The organism is Lentzea albida (genome assembly GCF_900111005.1).
Taxonomy (GTDB): Bacteria; Actinomycetota; Actinomycetes; order Mycobacteriales; family Pseudonocardiaceae; genus Lentzea; species Lentzea albida.
On record NZ_FOFV01000009.1, the window covers coordinates 320,411 to 341,325 of the forward strand.

Here is a 20,915-nt window from a genome sequence, read left to right on the forward strand (position 1 = left end):
TCACTGGTCCTGCGGCTCTTCCTTGATCTTGGGGAACTCGTACTCGTCGGAGTAGTCGGCCAGCAGGATTCCGAAGGGGTTCGCGTCGGGGTCGACGGCGTTGTCGAACGCGACCTGGACACCGCCACCGACCTGGATGAGGCCGTCGGGGTTGTTCGGGTCCGGGAACAGGGCTTCGATGCCGAGGAACACGACGTTGACGCGATCGTGGTCGATCTTGCCGTCAGGGGTGAGGACGGAGTTCGCGAAGGCGGTCGAGTTACCTGCTCCTTCGGCGCTGATGAGGTTCTGCTTCGTCCTCGAGCCTCCGTGGAACAGGTATCCCGGGTAGTGCGGGTGCAGTCCCCTCCACTGGGCTTCCTCCTCCAGCTGCCCGTGGTGGTCCTTGCGGAAGTCGAACATGCCACCGAGGTAGAACTCCAGGAACTTCGCCTGGCTGAGCAGCGGCTGCTGCTCGACCGGGACGCTGCCGGGTGGGTTGGCGAGCAGGAGCTGGTACTGGCCGACCAGGACCTCCTCCCGGGGCCGGACGTGCCGCTGCTTCACACGGCCGACGTAGATGAGGTCGGTCGGGCGCTGGGGCCGCGGGGCTGCGATGGTGATGCTCTCCGGAGTCGGGTTGACCGTGGTGGCGACGATGTGGCGCAGGCGCTCGGTCAGGTTGTACTCGAGCTCCTTCCACAGCGCGCGGAACTGTTGCGGGGTCATCGGGGGCAGGCGGTGGTCGTCGGGGTCGTTGGCGATGCGCTCGACCAGCTTCTTGCCCCTGGCGACCCGGACGGTGATCTGGTCGACCTCGGCGCGGATCACGGGGTGGATGTCGCCGTCGGGCCCGGCGAGCATCGGCGTGACCGCGTAGAGCGGGTTGGCCGGGTCGCGCCAGGGGAACTGCTCGTCCATCCCCATGACCGGCTGCAGGCCGTGGGCGATCGCGTGCGAGACGTACAGGTCCTGGGACAGCGCGCCCTCCTCGACCGCGAAGGTCTGCTTTCGCCGTCCCTGGTCCAACCACGTCATGCCCTCGACGTCGGGTGGAGCGTCGTCGGCGATGTTGTAGAGGTGCGCGACCTGATGTGCGGCGATCAGGCCGCCGGAGCGCTCCGCGACCTGCGCGGGCGTGAACCCGGACGGGTGCTCCAGCATGGCCAGCGCCCACTGGCCCACCACCCCGCGGGTGACGGGGTCGACCGGGGCACCACTGGAGTCCCTCGTCAGGTCCAGGGCGGGGTGCACATTCGCTTGGACGTGTTCCAACGCCTCCAGCAGCGTGGCCAGGCCGTGTGCGGGCGGCACCAGGGTGACGATCCGGTCGCGCACCTCGTCCGGCAGATCAGCACGCACCGGTGCGGCGGGTGCGACCTCGGACGGGGTCTCGTGCGGGAGGTTGTGGACGTGCTCGGCCAGGGCTTCGGTGACCAGGCCGCCGGAGAGATCCACGACCTGCGCGGGTGTGAACCCGGTCTGGCGCTTGAGCATGGTCCACGCCCACTGGCCGATCAGTTCCCTGGTGGTGGGGTCGGTCGGGATGCCGCTGGGGTCCCTCGTCAGGTCCAGGGCGGGGTGCACGGTGGCTTGGATGTGCTCCAACGCATCGCGCAACGTGGCCATGCCGTGCGCGGGCGGCACGAGGGTGACGATCCGGTCGCGCACCTCGTCCGGCAGGGCCGTGTCCACCGGCGCGGCAGGCGCAACGGCGACATCGGGTGCGGTGGTGCCCTGAGAAGCGTGGTGGATGCGTTCGACGATTCCCCGGGTCACCAGGCCACCGGAGAGCTCCGCGATCTGCGCGGGCGTGAACGCGGGCCGGTGCCGCAGCATGGTCAGCACCCACTCGCCCACCAGCGCACGGGTGGTGGGGTCGGTCGGGGCACCGTTCGAGTCCCTCGCCAGGTCCAAGGTGGGGTACGCGTTGGACCTGACGTCCTCCAGCGCGTCGAGCAACGTGCCGAGGCCGTGCGCGGGCGGCACGAAAGCGATCACCCGCTCCCGCACCACGACCGGCATCTCCGCGCGCTCGGTCGCCCGGTACTCGTGATTGCCGTCGTGAACGACGTAGTAGGTGGGGAGGTCGTCGTCGAAGGCGGCGTTGGTCGACAACCGGCCGTCCTTGAGGATCGCCATCAGGTTGACCCCGAGCACCTTGACCACCAGCTGCGGGGCCCAGTAGCCGCTCCGCGGGATCGGGCGCTCCGAAGTCCGCAGACCCGTCTCGACCTCGTCCGCCGGGAGCCCCAGCTCCTCCAGGCTCCGCTCGCCCAGCTCGGGCAGCTTCACGCGGCGGTACGCATCCGCCGTGGCCTGGCGCAAACCCGTCACCGACGCTTCCCGGCCGAGCTCCCCGAGCCGGGCAGACCACACGTCCTCCGGCACGGACCTGAGCACGGCTTCGTAGAAGGAGGCCGGACCGGCCGCGACGTCGACGACGCGCAACCCGAGCCGCTCGGCGGCGAGGGACTGCTTGACGTCCGTGATGAGGTTCGCGAGCTCCACGTCGCCGAGGACGACACCCCGCGCACTGACAGCCGCGGCAGTCGACCTGCTGTCGTCGAAGGGGTCCGCGGCGAGGTGCTCGCGGATCACACCCCTGATCTGGTCGGGGGTGAGCTTCTCAGGACGCCGGGTCCGGGTCTCCGGTGCGACCTCGCGCTGGACGGCCTCGGTCGCCTGGTAGTGGTCGACCCCGTCGAAGACGACGTGGTAGGTCGGAAGTTCGCGGTAGAGGGTGACACCGTTGGTGGACAGCCGGCCGTTCCTCGTGATCGTCATGAGGTTGACGCCCAGCACCCCCGGCATCAGCTGCGGAGCCCAGTCACCGCTGTCGCTGTTCCAGTGCCCCTCGGTGCGCAGACCGATCTCAACCGCATCCGCCTCCAGCTCGTCCGGGTTCCGGACGCCGAGCTCGCGCAGCCTGTGGAGGCGGTAGGCGGCCGCCGTGGCCGCGCGCAAACCCCTCACGGACCACTCCCGGCCGGACCGCTCGCTCCAGGCGCTGCGCACCGGTTCGGGCACGGACCTGAGCACAGCCGAGTAGTAGCAGTCCCCGTCGGGTGCGACGTCGACGATGCGCAGCCCGAGGTCAGCCGCGGCAACGGATCGCCGGACGGCGAAGAACAGGTGTCGCATCCGCGTGTCCTTGACGGCACCTCCCTTCGCCCTGACGGCGGCGCCGGCCGCCATGTAGCCGTCATGGGGGTGCGCGGCGAGGTGTTCGCGGATCAGTTCCATGATCTGCTGGTCGTCGAGCTTCCTGCGAGATCGGCTCGAGGTGTTCACGGACATGTGGAGCAGGTCGCGCACCTGCGCGCTGCCGGCGGTGGTGCCCCGTGCGCGACCGACAGCCTCCACAACCGCGTTGACGCTGTCATGGGGATGCGCCGCGCGGTGCTCCTTGACCAAAGCCATGATCTGCTCGGTGTTCGACTCCACCACACCCGGCAGCACGGCGGGTGATGTCGTGCCCGGCGAGGTGAGGGCCGCGGCGTCGCGGGCGGCTGCGAGCGGAACGGTCGCTTGGTAGCCGTTGACCCCGTTCAGGGCGACGTAATACATGGAGAGGTCGTCATTGACGGCAAGGCCGTTGGTCCGCAGCCGGCCGTCGTTCGCGATCGTCACGAGGTTGGCACCGAGGACCCCCGGCATCAAGCGCAGGGCGAGCTCACCGCTGTCGCGGTCCCAGTGCCCTGGAGTGCGCAGACCGGTCTCGACCGCGTCCGCCTCCAGCTCGTCCAGGCTCCGGCCACCGGACTCGCGCAGCCTCAGGAGCCGGTAGGCCTCCGCCGTCGCCTCGCGCAGCACCGTCACGGACGGTTCCCGGCCGAGCCGGTCCGACCACACCTCCGCGGGCACGGACCTGAGCACGGCTTCGTAGAAGGAGTTCCCGCCGGGTGGGACGTCGACGATGCGCAGCCCGAGGCCGGCAGCGGCGACAGACCGCCGGACACCGTGGATCAGGTCCCGGAACAGCATGTTGTTGAGGGAAGCGCCCTGCAGCCGAACAGCGTCGGCGGTCGCATCGTCCCCGTCGTCGGGGTGCTTGGCGAAGTGCGCGCGGATCAGTTCCGTGATCTGGTGTTCATCGAGCCTCTTCCGAGGCCGCACCCCCTCGCCGCCGACGATGATGCGCCGTGCAGGAGCACTTCCGGCAACCGCCCGGTTGCCGGCGTGCCGGGCGCGGGCCTCCTCGCGCAGGTTCGGGAGCTGCCCGTCGTCCGACGTCCCAGGACCGAGCGGCACGGTCGCCCGGTAGCGGTTGGCGTCGTCGACAGCGACGTGGTGGACGGGGCGGTCGTCGATGACGACGCCGTCGGCCGACAGCCCACCATCGCTCAAGATCGTCATGAGGGTGACACCCAGCACTTCGGACACCAACCGCGGAGCGAGGACACCGCTCCGGCTGTCCCAGTACAGCGGAGTGCGCAAGCCGTTCTCGACCGCGTCCGCCTCCAGCTCGTCCAGGCTCGGGCCACCCGACTCGCGCAGCTTCAGGAGCCGGTAAGCGTCCGCCGTCGCCGCACGCAGATCCGCCACGGACGGTTCCCTGCCGAACCGGTGCGACCACACGTCCTCGGGCACGGACCTGAGCACAGCCGCGTAGAAGGAGTCCCCGTCGGGTGGGACGTCGACGATGCGCAGCCCGAGGTCGGCAGCGACGGCCGACTGCCTGACGATGTGGACCAGGTGCCGCAACCGCGTGTTCTTGCCGGCGACACCCTGCGCACGAACAGCGTCGGCAACGGCCTGGTCGCTGTCAGCCGGGTGCTGGGCGAGGTGGTCGCGGACCAGGTCCAGGATCTGCGGGTCGTCGAGCTTCCTGCGAGGCGCCGGCACGGGGACCGCGGCGGGCGGGGTGGCGCCGAGCGGAACGGTCGCCTGGTAGCGGTTGTCACCGTCGTGGACGACGTAATGGGAGGCAAGGTGGTCATCGGAACTAGCCCTGGTCGTCAGCCGGCCGTCCTTCTCGATCGTCTTGAGGTTGATGCCCAGCAGTTCGGCCACCAACTGTGGAGCCCAGAGGTCGTGTCGCCCGGCTCGGTGCCCCGGAGTGCGCAGAGCGATCTCGACGGCATCCGCCTCCAGCTCGCCTGGGCGCGGCTCGTCGAGCTGGCGCAACCTCCACGCGCGGTAGGCGTCCGCGACGGCCTGGCGCAAACCCGCCGCGGACGCTTCCCTGCCCAGTTCCCTGAGCCGGTCCGACCACACGTCCTGAGGCACGGACCTGAGCACGGCCGCGTAGAAGGAATCCCCGTCGAGCGCGACGTCGACGATGCGCAGCCCGAGCCTGGCGGCAGCGGCAGACCGCTTCGCCTCGTGGATCGCATCTGCCAACTGCGACTTCCCGATGCGGATGCCGCGGGCACGGCCAGCGCGAGCGATCATGTCGCGGTTGTCGTTCGGATACTCGGCGAGGTGCTTGCGGACAAAAGCTTTGAGCCGGTCGTCCCTGGGCAGTTCACGACGCTGTGACGAGTCCGCCATGACGTCGTGGACCAAGGCGCGCAGCCGGTCGCCGGCGGTCGCGACTCCACGGTCGACGACTGCTCTCACGATGTCCTCGGGACTGCTGCCGGGGTGACTGTCGCGGTAGTCCTCGATCACAGCCTTGAGCTGGTCGTCACTTCCGCCGTGGACGTCCTGGACGGCAGTGAGCGGAACAGCCGCTCGGTAGTGTTCGCCACCCATGTGGACGACGTGGTAGGTGCGAAGGCTGTCATCGACGGCGCCGTCGAGCGACTGCTGGCCGCCTTTGCGGATCACCGTGAGGTTGACGTTCAGCAGTTCGGCCATCAACCGCGGGAGCCACAGTTCGTTGTGCTCGGGCAGGCGCCCTGGAGTGCGCAGGTCGGTTTCGATCTCGTTCGGCTCGACGTCGTCCCCCGGCTCCTTTCCCAGCCCGCGCAGCCTCGCGCGGTGGTAGGCATCCGCCGCGGCGTGGCGCAGCACCATCACGGACGTTCCCCGACCGAGCCGGGCCGTCAGGACGTCTTCGGGTACGGACCTGAGCACGGCCGCGAAGAAGGAGTCCCCGTCGGGTGGGACGTCGACGATGCCCAGCCCGAGTGCGGCGGCGGTGGCGGACTGCTTGACATCGCGGATCATGTCCGCGAACCGCGATGTCTTGATGGCGAAGCCGTGCGCACGAACAGCCAGTTCAACCGTTCGTTTGGTGTCGTGGGGGTACTGGTCGAGGTGCCGGCGGACGAAGTCCTTGACCCGGCCGTCGCCGACCTGGGCGCGACGCTCGAACGACTCCGCCACGACCTGGTAGACCAAGGCGCGCAGGCGCTCGTCGTCCATGACGACGCCCAGGTCGACGACCGCGTTCTTCACGTCTTCCGGACTGCTGTCGGGGTGACTGTCGCGGTATTCCTTGACCAGGTCCTTGAGCCGGTCGTCACCCGGCAGGTCCGCATCCCCCGGCACCGCAGGCGCAGCGGGTGCGGCAGGCGTGGTGTCGCGAGCAGCACGGTGGACGCGCTCGACCGCCTCCGCGGTGACCAGGCCGCCGGAGAGCCGCGCGATCTCCGCCGGCGTGAGCGCAGGCCGGTTCTCCCGCATGGCCGACACCCATTCACCGACCAGCTCCCGGGTGACGGGACTGACCGGGACGCCACCGGGCTCCCTCGTCAAGTTCAGGGCGGGGTACTCGCGGGCTTGAACGCGCTTCAACGCGTCGAGCAGCGTGTCCTTGCTGGGAGCGGCCGGCGCGAAAGCGGCAATCCGCTCACGCACCTCGTCAGGCAGAGTCGCGCGCTCGGTCGCCTGGTAGTCGTCGCCGTCCCGGTGGACGACGTAGTAGGTGGGAAGCCCGTCGTCGAAGCCGGGATGCGTTGAGACCCAGCCGTTCTCGCGGATCGTCTTGAGGTTGACGCCCAGCACGTCGACCACCAGCTGCGGAGCCCATTGGGTGCTCTGCTCGTTCTGGTGCCTCGACGTGCGCAGTCCGTTCTCGACCTCGTCCGGCTCCAGTTCGTCCGGGTGGTGCACGCCGAGCTCGCGCGCCTTCAGCTGACGGTAGGCATCCGCCGCGGCGTGGCGCAACGCGGTCACGGACCCTTCCCGGCCGAGCTTGGCGGACAGCACATCGCCGGGCACGGACCTGAGCACGGCTTCGTAGAAGGAGTCCCTGCCAGGGACGACGTCGACGACGCGCAGCCCGAGGTCGCTCGCGACGGTGGACAGCCTGGTGTCGTTGACCAGTTCCGTCAGTTCCGAGCCTTCGAGGACGACACCCCGGTCACGAAGGGCCTGAACGATCGACTCGTTGTCGGCGAGAGGATCCTCGACGAGGTGCTCGTGGATCGAACGCTCGATGGTGCCGTGCTCCGCGACCGCCCTCGACTCGTCCGCCCGTTGCCTGACAACGCGCATCAGACGCTGCAAGCGTTCTTTCCGCACCTCGCCGATCAGCTCGCGCAGCCGGTGGTCGGAACTGGTGGCGCCCCATGCACGAACCATCGTGAGGATCGCGCTGTCGTCGTCATCGGGATGACCGGCGATGCGTGCACGGACGAGTTCGAGGTCCTGCTCGTCGTCCGGCCTCTCCTGGGCGGGGACGTCCGATGCGGTTGCCTGGTAGTGGTTTACACCGTCGTGGACCACGTAATACGTGTCGAGGCTGTCGTCGACGGCGACGCCGTTGGTCGACAGTCGGCCGTCGTGGGTGATCGTCTTGAGGTTGATCTTCAACACCCCGGGCACCAACTGCGCAGCGACGGCAACGCTCTCGCCGTCCCACTCCCCTGGGGTGCGCAGACCGTCTTCGACCGCGTCCGCCGGGCGCCCCATGCCCTCCAGGCTCCGTCCACCCAGCTCGGGCAGCTTCACGCGGCGGTAGGCGTCCGCCGTGGCCTGGCGCAACCCCGCCACGGACGCGTCCACGCCGAGCTCGTCGAGCCGGTCCGACCACACCGACTCAGGCACGGACGCGAGCACGGCGGCGTAGAAGTGGTCGCCGTCGGGTGCGATGCCGACGACGCGCAACCCCAGTGCGGCGGCAGTGGCAGCGGAGCTGTTCTCCTCCAGGGACAGGGCCACCAGCTCGTTCGCCACCGCGCCGGCGACCGATGGCCTGCTCCGCTTGTGCTGTGAGGTCACCACACCTTCGACGGAAGCCGCCGGGCGCTTCGACCCGGCGCCCTGCTCCCCGGCCGTTCCCGACTCGTGCCGCGCTCTCCTGAAGTCCTGGACAGCCCTTCCCTGGGCCAGGTAGTAGAGGTCCCGCCACCTCTTCCTCCCACCGGTCATGCCCGTGTTGCGCGCCGCGTTGATGGTGTCTGTCATGTTCTTGCCCAGGAGGATCTGCCTCCGCATGAACTCGATCTTTTCCTCGTCTTGCCCGACCCGATAAGGCCGGGCATCGGTGTCCGTGACCTCGTGGTACAGGTTCAGGAACCGCTTGTTCCCGACGTGGACGCCCTCCGCGCGAAGTGCATCACGAACCCCTTCGACGGTGCTCCGACCGGGGAGGTGCTTCCGGATCAGCTCCTCGATCTGCTCGTCCGCCCAGGCCCGTTCCGACCTGGGGACGGCACCCGTGGTCTTGTTGTAGAGCTCCAGGAACCGCGCGTCCCTGCGCCTGGCACCCTGCCGGCGCACAGCGTCGATGGTGTCCTTCTTCGATTCATCGGGATGCTCTGCACGTCGCAGCCGGATCAGGTTCTCGACTTCCTCGTCGCTGAGCCCCCTGGCAGCGGAGTCCTGCGCGCTCGACGAGGAGGCACCGGGTCGTACCGGGAGGTCCTGATCGCCGGGCGCTCCACCGCGGGGCCCGCGCGGGCTCGCCAGATCCAGGTCCCCGGCCAGTGTGCGCGCCAGGTCGTCCGGGCTCAGGGCCGGAACCGCCGACACCCCCTGGTCCGTGGTGTAGAGGTGGTGGGCGACCACCTCCACGGCGAGCTCGTGCTTGTTCCGCTGCTCCACCTGCTGCGCACTGGGCTCTCCCAGGGACATGGGCGGCACCGAGTGGCGTCCCACGATCTTGCGCGCCTGGTCGTGGAACGCGCTCAACGCGTGGGCGGGCATCTTCTGCCACCACACCGGAGCCGGCTGCTGCGGGTCCGTCCACTCCGGCCGTTGTTCAGGCCCGGCCGAGGTGGAGACGTCCTCGTGCGAGCCGGGTGGCGCGTCCTCCGGGACCGGCGGTGCGTCCTCCGACAGCGGCGACACGTCACCCGACACCGGTGAAAAATCCCCTGACGACAGCGACGACACGTCGTCCAGCACCAGCGGCAAGTCCGCCGAGAGAGGCGACACGTCACCTGACACCGGCGGCAGATCCTCCGACAACGGCGACACATCTCCCGACACCGGCGACAAATCCGTCGACGACAGCGACGACACGTCGTCCGGTACCGGCAGCACGTCCTCCGACGACAACGACGACACGTCGTCCGAGACGGGCGGCACCTCCTCCGGCACCGGTGGCAGCTCCACCGAAGCCGGCCGCACCTCCTCCGGGCTCGGCGGCACGTCACCGGAGACAGGCGGTGCGTCGTCCTCAGCGAACACAGCCCTCAGCTCGACCCGGACGTCCCCGGCCTCCGCGACGTGCCTCATCTCCACCTGGACGGGCGGGCGCGGCGTCGTTCCCGCACCGCGCCGGGCAGAGCGCGTGATCTCCGCCATCACCGCCGACACCGCGGTGGCCGGTGCCGGACCGGTGAGGTCGCCGTGGGCGACGACCTCCAGACCGGCGAACTCGTCCTCACCCGCCCACCCGAGGACCCGGCCGACGCGGACCCGGTCTGCGGGGGTCAGCCCGGGCGTTGCCGGGGACAGGCGGAGCTCGGTGTTCCGGTTCGGGCTCGGACGCGACTCGGGGCGCGGTGCGGGCACCCGTGCACCGGACTCGTCCACGACAACGGGAGCCTCTGTCGTGCCGTCGACGAGGTCCCGCAGCTCGGCCGGTGTGTCACGGGGGCCGAAGTCGAGCGGCGGCAACAGGTGCTCGTCAGCGGGTTCGGTGATGGTGCCGACCTGCGCCTCGTGCGCGTGCAGGGCGTCCCACCAGGCGTCGAGCGCGTCGGCGTGGGCGTTCTCCGCCCGTGCCAACGCTTCCGCCGAACCCTCGACGCCGCGCTGGGCGGCGTCGAGGGCTCCCGCGAGTGCGGACACCGCGGCCACGAGCGTCGTGTCGGCCGCCGCGAGGGCGCGTGCGGTGTCGGCGAGGTCGGCGGGGATCCGGTCCCGGTGGTCGTCGTCGACGAGCACCACCGCGTCGCGGACCTCGAAGTCCACGACCGCGGCACGGTCGTGGTTCCTCCTGCGGCCCTTGGTCCTGGCGACGAACCGCACCTCGATGTCGTTGAGCCACAGTCCCGCCGGGCCCGTCGAGCTCGACGCGGGAACGGACTCGCCGTCGTGGTGGTGCTCGGCCTCGGCCTCGCCTTCGGAGCCGATGCCGCCCACCACCCGCAGCGGCACCGCGAACGCGGCACCGCCTCCCAGGGTCTTCTGCTCGCCGAACTTCTCGTGGCCCGGCGGCTGCGTACCGCCGGGACCGAGCAGGGGGCCGGCGGCCATGCCGAACTCCGCGGCCGACTCCTCCGCCACGGTCTCGGTGCCGGAGCTGTTGCCGTGCGTGGAGACGGTGGTGCGCGCCGAGACGCCGGTCAGCGTCGGGGTGCCGGTCCTGCGCACGTGCAGCTCGAGCGACTGACCACCGGCGAGCGGGATCTCCAGGGGCGTCCCGGTCGTGGCGTGCAGCGGCAGCAACGCCTTGAAGCGCGACCCGGTGAGCGTCGTGCGCAGGGCGCGGCGGACGTCCGCGGGGACCTCGCGCTGCCCCGTCGCCTCGCGGTAGGCGAGCTCGGCCGCGGCGACCAGGTCGTCGGCGCCGAACCTGAGGTGCCCGGCCCAGCCGCGGCCCAGGCCGGCGTCGCCGCGCCAGCGCGTGAGGGCGTCCGGCTCGGCTTCCTCCTCCGGCCGCACGACGGGGGCCGTGACCGCGGCGGGGCGTGCGTGGACCGTGTCCTCCGGCAGGTGCAGGATCGAGACGTCGTGCGCGGCACCGGCCTCCGCCACCCGCCGGCCGTGGCGTTCGACCGCGACGGTGAACCCGACGGGAACCTGGAACCTGGCGAACGTCCCGGAGGTCTCGGCGCTGCTCTCGCGCACGACCTTGTGCGTCTTCTTCGTCGTCCTCTTCTTGCGCCCCAGCAGGACGTCACCGATGACGCCGCCGCCCATCATCGCGTACGGGTTGCTGCGCGAGACGTTCTCGTCCGGCGCGGGGCCACCTGCCTGGAGCGCGGGCAGCACCACCGGCTCCAGCCGCAGCACCGTCCTGGCGAAGGTGCGGACGCGGGAGCCGAGCGTCGTCGTGCCCCTGGTCTGCTTGACGTCACCGTGTTCGAGGCCGGCGAACACCGGCCGGTCCAGCACCTCGTTGGTCATGACGACGTCGTAGGTCTCACCGGTGGTCCGGTCCTCCAGGCGCAGCGGCCGGGGAACTCCGCCGCGTGCGGAGTCCTCCAACGTGGTCTGCGCGTCGGAGAGCCACGAGCTGATGGCCGCGTAGTTGTCGTGACCCGTGCTCAACGGTGAGAGCGGGATGAGCCGGCGGGCGCGCTTGGGACCGAGCGAGCGTTCGAGGTCACGGCGCAGCTCAGGCAGCACGGACCGCATGTCGACCACGCCGTCCACCACACCCAGGCCCACCGACAGCGGTTCACCGGGACGCAGGAACGCGGGAGGTGCGACGACCCGGTCCCCTGCCGTATCCCCGGTCTCGTCGTCCACGGTTGCGACCGGGTCGTCCGCGAGCGCGTCGGCGACGGCGGAAGGCGCGGCCGGTGCCGTGCCGGCCAGCGTGGTGACCGCGAGCGCCGCGAGCGCGGACGAGGCGGGATCGGTTCTCGTGGCCAGGTCGCGGACGCGGGCGTCCTCCTCGGCCTGCTTCGTGCGGATGGCGTCCAGCTGCGCGGTGGTCACCCAGGCCGTGACGGCACGCGGGAGGTCGAACTGCTCGTTGGCCGTCGCCGGTGCGGCGGGCCGCAGCACGCCCCAGGCGTTGCGCCACCGGCGCGACCGCACCTCCGCGACGACCGTGGTCCGCACGCCGAACCGCACGAGGTGCAGGCGCTCGGGCTGCCGCGCGGCGGAGGTGCCGGTCACGACGTCCGTGGCGACGTCCTCGGTGCTGGACTTCTCCAGCACCATCGGGTCGCCCTCGATCACCAGCAGCGCGCCGGGTTTGACGGTCGCGCCCTCCTTGCCGTCGGTCGTGACGTCCTTGTAGAAGGCGAACGCCGTCAGGTCGGCCGCGGCGGTCACCGCCGCGGTGAACTCCTTGCCGGCACCGACACCCGTCTCGACCGCGGCGGACGTCACCGCCTGCCGCCAGCCCTCGCCCAGCACCTCGACGTCGCGGGGCTGGAAGGAGACCTCGGCCGCCGCGAACCGCTTGACCCGGCGCCGCGCCCACTGCAGCCCGCGGACACCGGTGGTGCGGCTGAAGACGCGCTGGTCGGCCATGACCGCGTCGGGCGACAGCACGGTGTCGACCAGCACGCTGTTGTCCGACTCCGCGAAGGAGAAGGCCGGGTCGCCCGAGGCGCGGGTGAGGGCGTCCCGCACGGCGGCGCGCACGTGCGCCAGCCCCTCGAAGCTCAGCACCCTGATGCCGTCGAGGTCCCGGGAGAGACCGCGGCGCAACGGGTCGGCGGACACCGGGGCGTCCGGTTCCGGTCGCAACGTGATGTGCGGCTGGTCCTGGCGCCCGGCGGTGCGCTCCACGACGACCGGATCAGGTCGCATGCGCGACACGTGTGCCTCGGGAACCCACACGTCGGCTTCGACCCGGAACGTCGTCTCCTCCGACGTGGCGCCCGATTCCGGGTCGACCAGGGTGACCGGCTCCGTCCACGGCACGTGCAGGCCGGGCCGGCCGATGCTCAGGCCGCGCACCATCGCGTTGTGGCGCTTGTAGGTCTGGCCGCTGAGCGTCCAGTCGACCGTGGCGGTGAAGCGGTGCTTCGGCTCGGCCACGACGGCGCCGGTGTCGTCGAGCGCGCCGCCCTCGCGCCGTTCCTCGCCCCGCTTCGCGGTGACGCCGGAGAGCCCGGACCTGGTCCAGCCGAAGGCGCTGTAGAGCGAGGCCACGACGACGACGGCGCGTTCGGTGATCGTGGCGGTGACGCGGCCCGCCGCACCGACGCCGGTGGACCTGGTGCGCGACTTGGTGTGCTGGGTCGCCTGCGTGTCGGAGGTGGTGACCACGGCGGGGTCGGCGGCGGTGCGCACCTCCCCGGTGTCGCGCAGGTCCGACAGCGACGCCTTGAGCGTGAACGACACGTGGTAGTCGTGACCCCAGCCGTGCTTGGGCAGCAACGGGATGCGCAGACCGTCCGCGGACAACGCCCGGTCCGCGAGCAGACCGAGTTCGCGGTCCGTGAGCAGGCGGCGCAGGGCGTCCCTGCGGCCCAGCGCCTCCTGGAGCTTGCGGCCGATCGTCCTGCCCGCGGAGGGGTCGTCGAACTGGGACAGGAACCGGTCGCTGCTGAGGTACCACCGCTTGTGACCGGGAACGGTGCGGACCGAGTTCTCGATCAGGTCGAGGACCTGGGACGCGACCCGCGACACCTCCAGCGACGCTCCCGCGAGCGCCCGGCCGGACTCCAGCGCCTCGGGCCCGTAGAGGCGGCGCGGCGGCACGACTTCCGCCTCCGGCGCGACTTCGGCCCTTACCTCTCGCCACTCCACCGCGCGCACGTCGCCGGCGAAGGTCATCGCGGGCTTGCCCGGCACCCGCACCTCGAGGTCGAAGACGTGCTCGACCTGCTGGGCCCGCCCGCGCCGGGTGCTCGTGTGCTTGACCTCGCCGGACCGGCTGGTGGACTGCTTGTGCGCGCTCTCCACCCCGCCCATGACCACAGGACCGGCGACCAGGCCGGCGACGCCGAGGTCGAACCCGGGGCCGGCCATCATCTTCGAGTTGGCACCGCGGCTCGCGTCGCCCGAGTCGGAGACCTCCGCACCGATCGACTCGACGTCGGTGAACGTGACGTGGTCGACCGTGCGGAGCACCACCGGTTCCACGCGCTCGACCAGGCGCATCTCGACGGCGCTGGGCGTGTGCAGCCACGCGGCGAACGGGTGCTTTCCGGTGAACAGCATCTCGGACCGGACCCAGCCGCGCCCGCGTTCGGCCTGCTCGGCGGTCACGGCCATGTCCTGGTAGCGCTTCTTGAACGTGCTGTCGTCGAGGAACTCCCGCAGGTTCCTGCGTCCGGGACGGCCCGGCTTCACCAGCGAGCCCGGCAGCGCGGAGACGACCTTGTCGAACAGCCGGTGCTCGCCGTCCGCGTCCGGCGGCAACGGCCTGCCCCGGTAGCTGCCCGCCCCAGTTCGTCCGATGTGGACCGACTCGACGAAGACGGGGCCGTCCGCGAGAACGCCTCCCGGCTCCCCGCCTGGCAGGTCGGGCACCGAGAGGTCGACGACGATGTCCCCGGCCTCCCCGACCTGGACGGGGTCGCCGACGACCCGGCCTCGAGCGTCGCGCAGGGTCAGCTCGATCCACACCGGCACCGACACGTCCCGCGTCGGGAACGCCACGGCCAGCTGCCGGCCACCGCTCGCCGTCGCACTGGCGCCCACCGCGACCGAGTTGCTGGCGTCGGTGGAGGCCCCGACAGTGCCGACCGCGGTGAAGCCCGGGGTGGCGGGGATGAGGACCAGCGCCAGCGCGGAGTTGGCCTGGGCCGCGCTCGACGCCGCGGAGAGCGTCGCACTGCCGGTGGGACCGTCGAGCCTGACCGACCGCGACGCCGTTCCGCTCTCCGTCGCGTTGTCCCAGCGGTAGTGAGCCCTGGCGTGCAGTTCGTAGTGCTTGCCGCCGATCTCGACGTCCTCCGACCGCCCGTCGCCGAGGAAACCGCCGCCACCGGTCTTCAACGCCGTCACGAAGTGCTCGACACCCGTGCGCTCGCCTTCGGGCAGCAGCGCGTCGATCGCGGCGTCCACCGCCGCGCCGCCCGTGAGCTCACCGCGCTGGGTGAAGAGCCCCGAGGACCGGTCGTCGGGGAGGTCGAGGCCTCCGGCGGTCGAGGACTCCTCCGTGGAGGGTGCTCCGTCCTCGACGGCGACACTGTCCACTTCGGACCTGGCCAGGGTGGCGAGCGGAATCTCCTCGGCCTCGGGGTCGGGCAGCAGCGAGGTCGCGTCCTCCCGCGTGCCGCTCAGATCCGGCTCGGCCTCGCGTCCGTGCACCGCGTCGGCCACCACGTCGCCGGTGAAGGGCTTCGGCGGCATCGGCACGAAGGACGTCGCGGGCAGGGCCTCGTCGTCCAGGGAGCCATCGCCGACGCGCAGCGCGACCTCCAGGCGGTCCGTGCCGGTGCCGGACGGCTCGTTCGCGAGGGTGAACTCGACCCACTCGACGGGGCCGTTCTCCCCCACCGCCACCAGTTCACCGGTCGAGTCGAACCGCACGTCCCCCGGAGTGGCGAGCACCGGCGCGCCGATCAGGTTCGCCATGTGCCGCGCGAGCTCGGTTCCTCCCGAGGTCAGCAGAACGACTCGACCGGCGGCCGTCCCTCCCTGCCAGTCGACGCTTTGCCGCTCACCGATCCCGCGTTCCTCGGCAGCGGCCGCGAAGTCCTCGACCGTCCGGGTCTGACCGTTCCACAGCCGCACGTGCCGGCCGTCCGGTGTGAGGCTCACGGACAGCAGCAGGTCGTCGCGGCGGCGGGGCAACCGGTCCAGCAGGGCGAGCACCTGGCTCAGATCGGTTTCGGGCGCGGGGAAGACGATCGCGTCCTTCCTGCCCACCTCCTGCGAACGCAGCGTGGCGTCGACCTCGGGGCTGAAGTGCCACGGTCCGCTCATCGCCGCGCGCTTGACCAGCTCCTGCTGCGCCACCGGGCTCAGCGGCAGGAGCTCCGCGAAGGACAGCAGGCGGTCCAGCCAGAACTCGCGGTTCTCCACCCGGCCGCCCGGCGCGAGGAGGAGCGGTTCGCGCATCATCGCGGCGATCCGGTCGTGCGTGCTCGCGTCCGTCGCCGCCCGGTACATGGCCGCGCTGATCTCCGCCTGGACCTGCCACGTCGCCGGGTCGAGGCTGCCCGTCCAGAACCGGAACTCGACGCGGCGCAGCGCCTCGTCGGACTCCCCGAGGTGCTCGAAGTTGACGGCCTCGTTCCTGTTCGCGTTCAACGACCACACGACGCGCTGGTCGTGGGTCTCCGCACGAGCACCGTCCGCGTACTCGTCGACGGAGTGCGGTGGCATCGGGTTCGGTCCCAGCAGGTCGATCCTGCGGTCCCGGCCGTCCGCCTCGACGCGGTTCCCCAGCCAGAACAGGACTTCCTCGTTGGCCTTGGCCAGCTGGGCGAGCCGCACCGCCTGCTCCGCGGTGAGACCGCCGGGAAGGCTGACGTTGACGTGGCCGCCCATCGCGCTCGCGTCGGGCGTGTCACCGTCCGCGTCGGTCTGCCGCCGCACGGTGCTGAGCACGGCGCGAAGGCCCTCCCACGCTTCCCTGCCACCGCGCAGCACCGGTGACACCAGCTCGGCACCGTCGTCCTCCGAGTGTTCCGCCACCAACCGGTAGAGCCCGTCGGACGCGGAGGGGACGTCGTCGTAGAAGCGGGCGCCGTCGTCCCACCTCAGGAAGCCCTGCTCCTCCAGGCGGTGACCGATCTTCCCCGGCACACTCGTCTCGAACTCGACCTCCAGCCCGAACCTGGCCTCCGGCGCCGCGGTCAGGCCGCCTGGGATGCCGGCGGGGTGGAAGCCGAGCGGGTTGCCGCCCCGCTCGACGACGGCTCGCGCGCGGTCGTAGATGCCGGTGATGTGGCGCAGCCGCACGGCTCGGGCACGGACGAGCAGGGCGCCGAGGGCGTCCAGCCGGTCCTGCAACGCTTCGGCCGCCGTCGGGGGGAACGTCTCCGCCGGCCGGGCCACGACCTGCCGCCAGTGCGCGGCCCGGTCGCGCAGCTCGGTACCGAACGCGCCGGGCAACGCGGTCAGGTGCCGGTCCAGCTGGGCGAGCCCGTCGGAGATCGACCGGAGCAGCTCGGGCACCGACCTGTCCCTTGGCAGCGATACGTCCGCGGTCCGCGCGGCCGAGTCCACCAGCGGCGAGGTCCGGTCGGGCCGCACGGGGTTCCAGCCCTCGACGGACCCGAGCTGGCTGACCATCGTCCGCTCGATCATCCAGGCGTGCCGCGGCTTGAGCGCCGACAGTCCGTTGTGGACGGCCGGTCCCATCGGGCCGTCGTCGGCCACGACGCGGCTGCGCGAGTCGTCGGCGAGGAACACCCGGTGCTGGTCGACGTGCTCGTCCACCAGCCCGACGAAGTGCAGGACCTCGTGGGCCAGCGCCTCGCGGTCGTCGGAACGCCACCGCGTCTGGCGACTGGCGTCGTCGTCGCCACGCGGCCGGAGCTCGACGTCGGAGTGCGCGAGCTCGTGCGGCCCCGCGAACTCGACCCGCACGTGCAGCTGGTCGCCGCCGGGAAGCCGGTACCCCGCGTTCGCGATGGCGTCGAGGCCGCGCTGGACATCGGCCTCCACCTCCAGCCGGAGGTCCGGGGTGATGTCACCGACCGGCCGCAGCCGGACCGTGAGCTCGCGGACGTGCCGGTCCCCCACCTCGATCCGGCGCACGTCGTACCGCACGCGCTGGACGTACCCCGCCGGTCCGGAACGCGACCGCGCGGGGTCGAACAGCTCGGTGTCGACGGTGCGGACTTCGGCACCCGCTCGCAGGTGCTCCCAGTCCGCCGGGCGCAGTGGCACGTCCTGGGGGTCGAACCAGGGCGCGCGGGCGGCAGCGGAATGCCGCCAGCGCTCGTCCTCGACCACCGGACGCCGGAGGGTGGGTTCGACGCCGGACGGGTTCTCGTCCACCGCCGGACCGCGCCCGACGGGCTGCGACTGGGCACCGGCGTCGAGCTCGACCGGCTGCGGTGACGGGGCGGTCGCCGAACCGCGGCGGGCGAGCGGCGCGAACGCCTCGTTCATGTCGTGGATCGCCCGCAGGGAGCCGGGGTTCGCCTCCACCTCGGCCAGCTGCCGCGCGCCGAGGATCTCCGGGGGAAGGGTCACGACGACGCGGGCGGGCGGCTCCGAGCCGGGTGCCGCGACGTCGACGGTCACGCTGACCCCGATGACGCCGGGGTCAACGCCCAGGCCGAGCCGGTCGAGCTGCGCGCTCTCCGCCGCCACCGCCGCGCGGACCACCCGCTCGATGCCCTCTGCGCGCGTTTCCGCCAGCGCGCGGTCCACACCGGTGAGGGGCGTCTCGTGCACGATGATCTCCACCGTGGGGAGACCGGCCTGCTTGAGAGCCCGCCACGCGGCCGCGCGCGTCGCCAGGCGCGCCGTCTCCCGCACGTCCGCGTCCTGCAGGTACGACAGGTAGGTCTGGCCAGGGTCGAACTGCACGGTGGTGTCGTCGATCCGGTACGCCACGAGGTCGGACAGCGGTACCTCGGGGACCGGTGCCCGCGGGTCGGCCGCGGCGAAGCTCCCCTCGTCCTTGACGGCCCTGACCGCGTTGGTCGTGTGCACGCTGACGACGTTCGTGGCGGCGAAGACCTGGGATTCGTGGTTCCGGTCCAACTCCCGCTGGAACAGCTCCGCGGCGGTGGGGGTCGTGGTCGAGTTCGAGGAGTTGAGCCAGCACTGCACCAGCGCGACCGGCGTGTCCGAATCCGGCGCCGCCTCGGCGAAGAGCGTTGTCCCCGCCACCACCGCGGCGCTGTCGATTCCGTTCAACGTCTGCGTGTCACCGAAGACGAAAGGACGATCGGTCCGAAGACCGAACATGAGCCCACGGCGCCCACCGTGCCCGTCGACGAGCCACGGGACACGCCTGGAGCCCGCCCACGGTGCGACGTAGGCCTTCATCACGGCGGTGCCGCCCGGTCCGGTCATGAGCTCGCGGAGGTAGTACTGCAGCTCCACCTCGTCGCTGTGCCGCGCGGCGGCGGACATGTGGTGGTCGTCGGTCAGGGTGAGCGGGAAGTACTGGCCGTGCTCGCCCAGCCGGTCGCTCACCAGGGGACGGGTGATCACGTCGGCGGAGGACGCCTTCGAAGGCGGAGAGGAGAGGAACTCCCCGTCCTGCAGGGAGATCGTGCCGTCCTGGTGCAGCGTGGTGACACCGCTGGGCGAGTACGTCCACCTGGAGTACCCACCGGCCGCGAAGACGATGGAGAACGCGTCGAAGTCACCGGCCACGCCGTTCAGCGCGATCAGCACGACACCGCGGCCGTTCTGCTCGCCGGTCTCGGTGTTCAGCGCGGCGCGCAGCTCGTCGTCCGCGCGCATCACCTCGGCCAGAGCCGCGGGGGTCAGGTCCACAGCCGCGTTGTCACGGCGCACCGCCTGGACCCCGCGCCTGCCGGAGCTCGCGATCAGGAAGACCGGGAACCTGTCCAGCCACGGTGACTGCTCGCTGCCCCGGGCCCCGTGGAACGACTGCACGATGTCCGCGGTGACGTTCTCCGCCCACTGGCTCGCCCGTTCGAACTCGGCCTCGTCGCCGGGAGCTCTGAGGTAGACGGCCACAGCGACCTCGTCGCGGTTGCGCAGCACCACCGATTGGAGATCACCGGCGCGCAGCGGGGACACGAGGGGGAACTCGGTGGCGGGGTCGTGGCTGACCGCGTCGTCCCTGATCTCGACCGCACCGTCGGGGGCGTAGACGTCGGTGAAGAAACCCGCCTCGTGCAACGCTCCGGCGAAGTCGAACCCCAGCTGGCCGAAGTTCGCCTCGGTGCCGGCGAAGTTCGCGAGCAGCACCACGGGACGGCTCGGATCGGCCTCCAGCGCGGCCCGGGAACCGCTGTCGGACAGCCACAACCGGCCCAGGTCCCCGCCTCCGAGCTCCAGCACCGCCCCGGCCCTGGACCGCACGCGCGCGAACGTGCCGTCGGGAGAGTCCACCACGACGACCAGGGGCGAGTCGGGTGCCCACGGACCCGTCGGGCCTTCCGTGCGGCCCGTCCGCACGGCGTCGGCGAAGTCCTGGATCGTCGCGGCGTCCAGGCCCGGCACGGGGAACCCGGTCACCGGACCGCCCGCGACACTCACCACGTCGGCGGCGGTCGGTGTCCCGCTCTCCTCGACCCGTGCGTCACGGGGGACCACCAGCGCGCCCACGTCGGAGAAACCGAGCTCGCCCGCGAAGTCGTGGCCCTGCACGGGTCCGGTGAGGTTGCGGAGGGTGGCCAGCAGCTTCTCGTTCGCTCCGCTCGCCGAGCCGGTCGGCAGTGACTCGTCATGGGTGAACAGCAGCAACTGCGGGCGCACCGGACCGGCGGTCGCCTGGCGGAACAACGCCGATCCCGCCAACATGTGCGCCGCCACCTCGGCGTCCACGGGCAGGGTGGAACCGTCCACCAGGGGCAGGGTGTACCCGTTCTGGCCGTGTTCGCCCACCAGCGTCACCGGACGGGTCCGGGCACCCGTCGTCGCGGGAGCCCACTTCCCGGCGCGGTAGTGGTGCACCACGTGACCGTCCGCGTCCTCGAACTCCTCGGCCACCAGTCGCTGGGACTGGTCGGTGGACAGGGCCATCGACCGCAGCACGTCCCCGTCGAGGACATCGGGGGTGGCGAACCCGATGCCCACCAGGCCGCCGTCGTTCCTCGTGAGCGGAACCCAGTCGACATCGCCCGGCCGGATCTGGGAGACGGGCTCGTAGTAACCGTCGTTGAGCACCACGGTGCTGTTGGACGGGCCGAGCCCGAGCGGATCGGTGGCCGCGCTCACGAGGTGACGCGATCCGGCGTGCCACAACGCTTCCGCGAACTCCTGCGCCGCGCGCCGGGACGCCTCGGGACGGTCGGGGTCGGTACCGACGAGCCGGATCGGCGTGGTGGGGGTGACCCAGCGCCGGTAGGCGGGCGAGTTCCGGACGCGGGACGCGAGGGTCGCCGGCGTGACCGGCACGCCCCGGACGA

At 71.5% G+C, this 20,915-nt stretch carries 1 protein-coding gene (cut by a window edge); it reads right to left on the bottom strand.

The annotated features are described in order from the left end of the window. Nucleotides 1–20,915 carry the 3' portion of a hypothetical protein gene (locus BMY74_RS23885; protein ID WP_177229887.1) on the bottom strand. The gene runs 11,218 nt beyond the window's last position, so 20,915 of the gene's 32,133 nt are visible here — the last part of the coding sequence; its start codon lies off the right edge, out of view; the stop codon is at nt 1–3.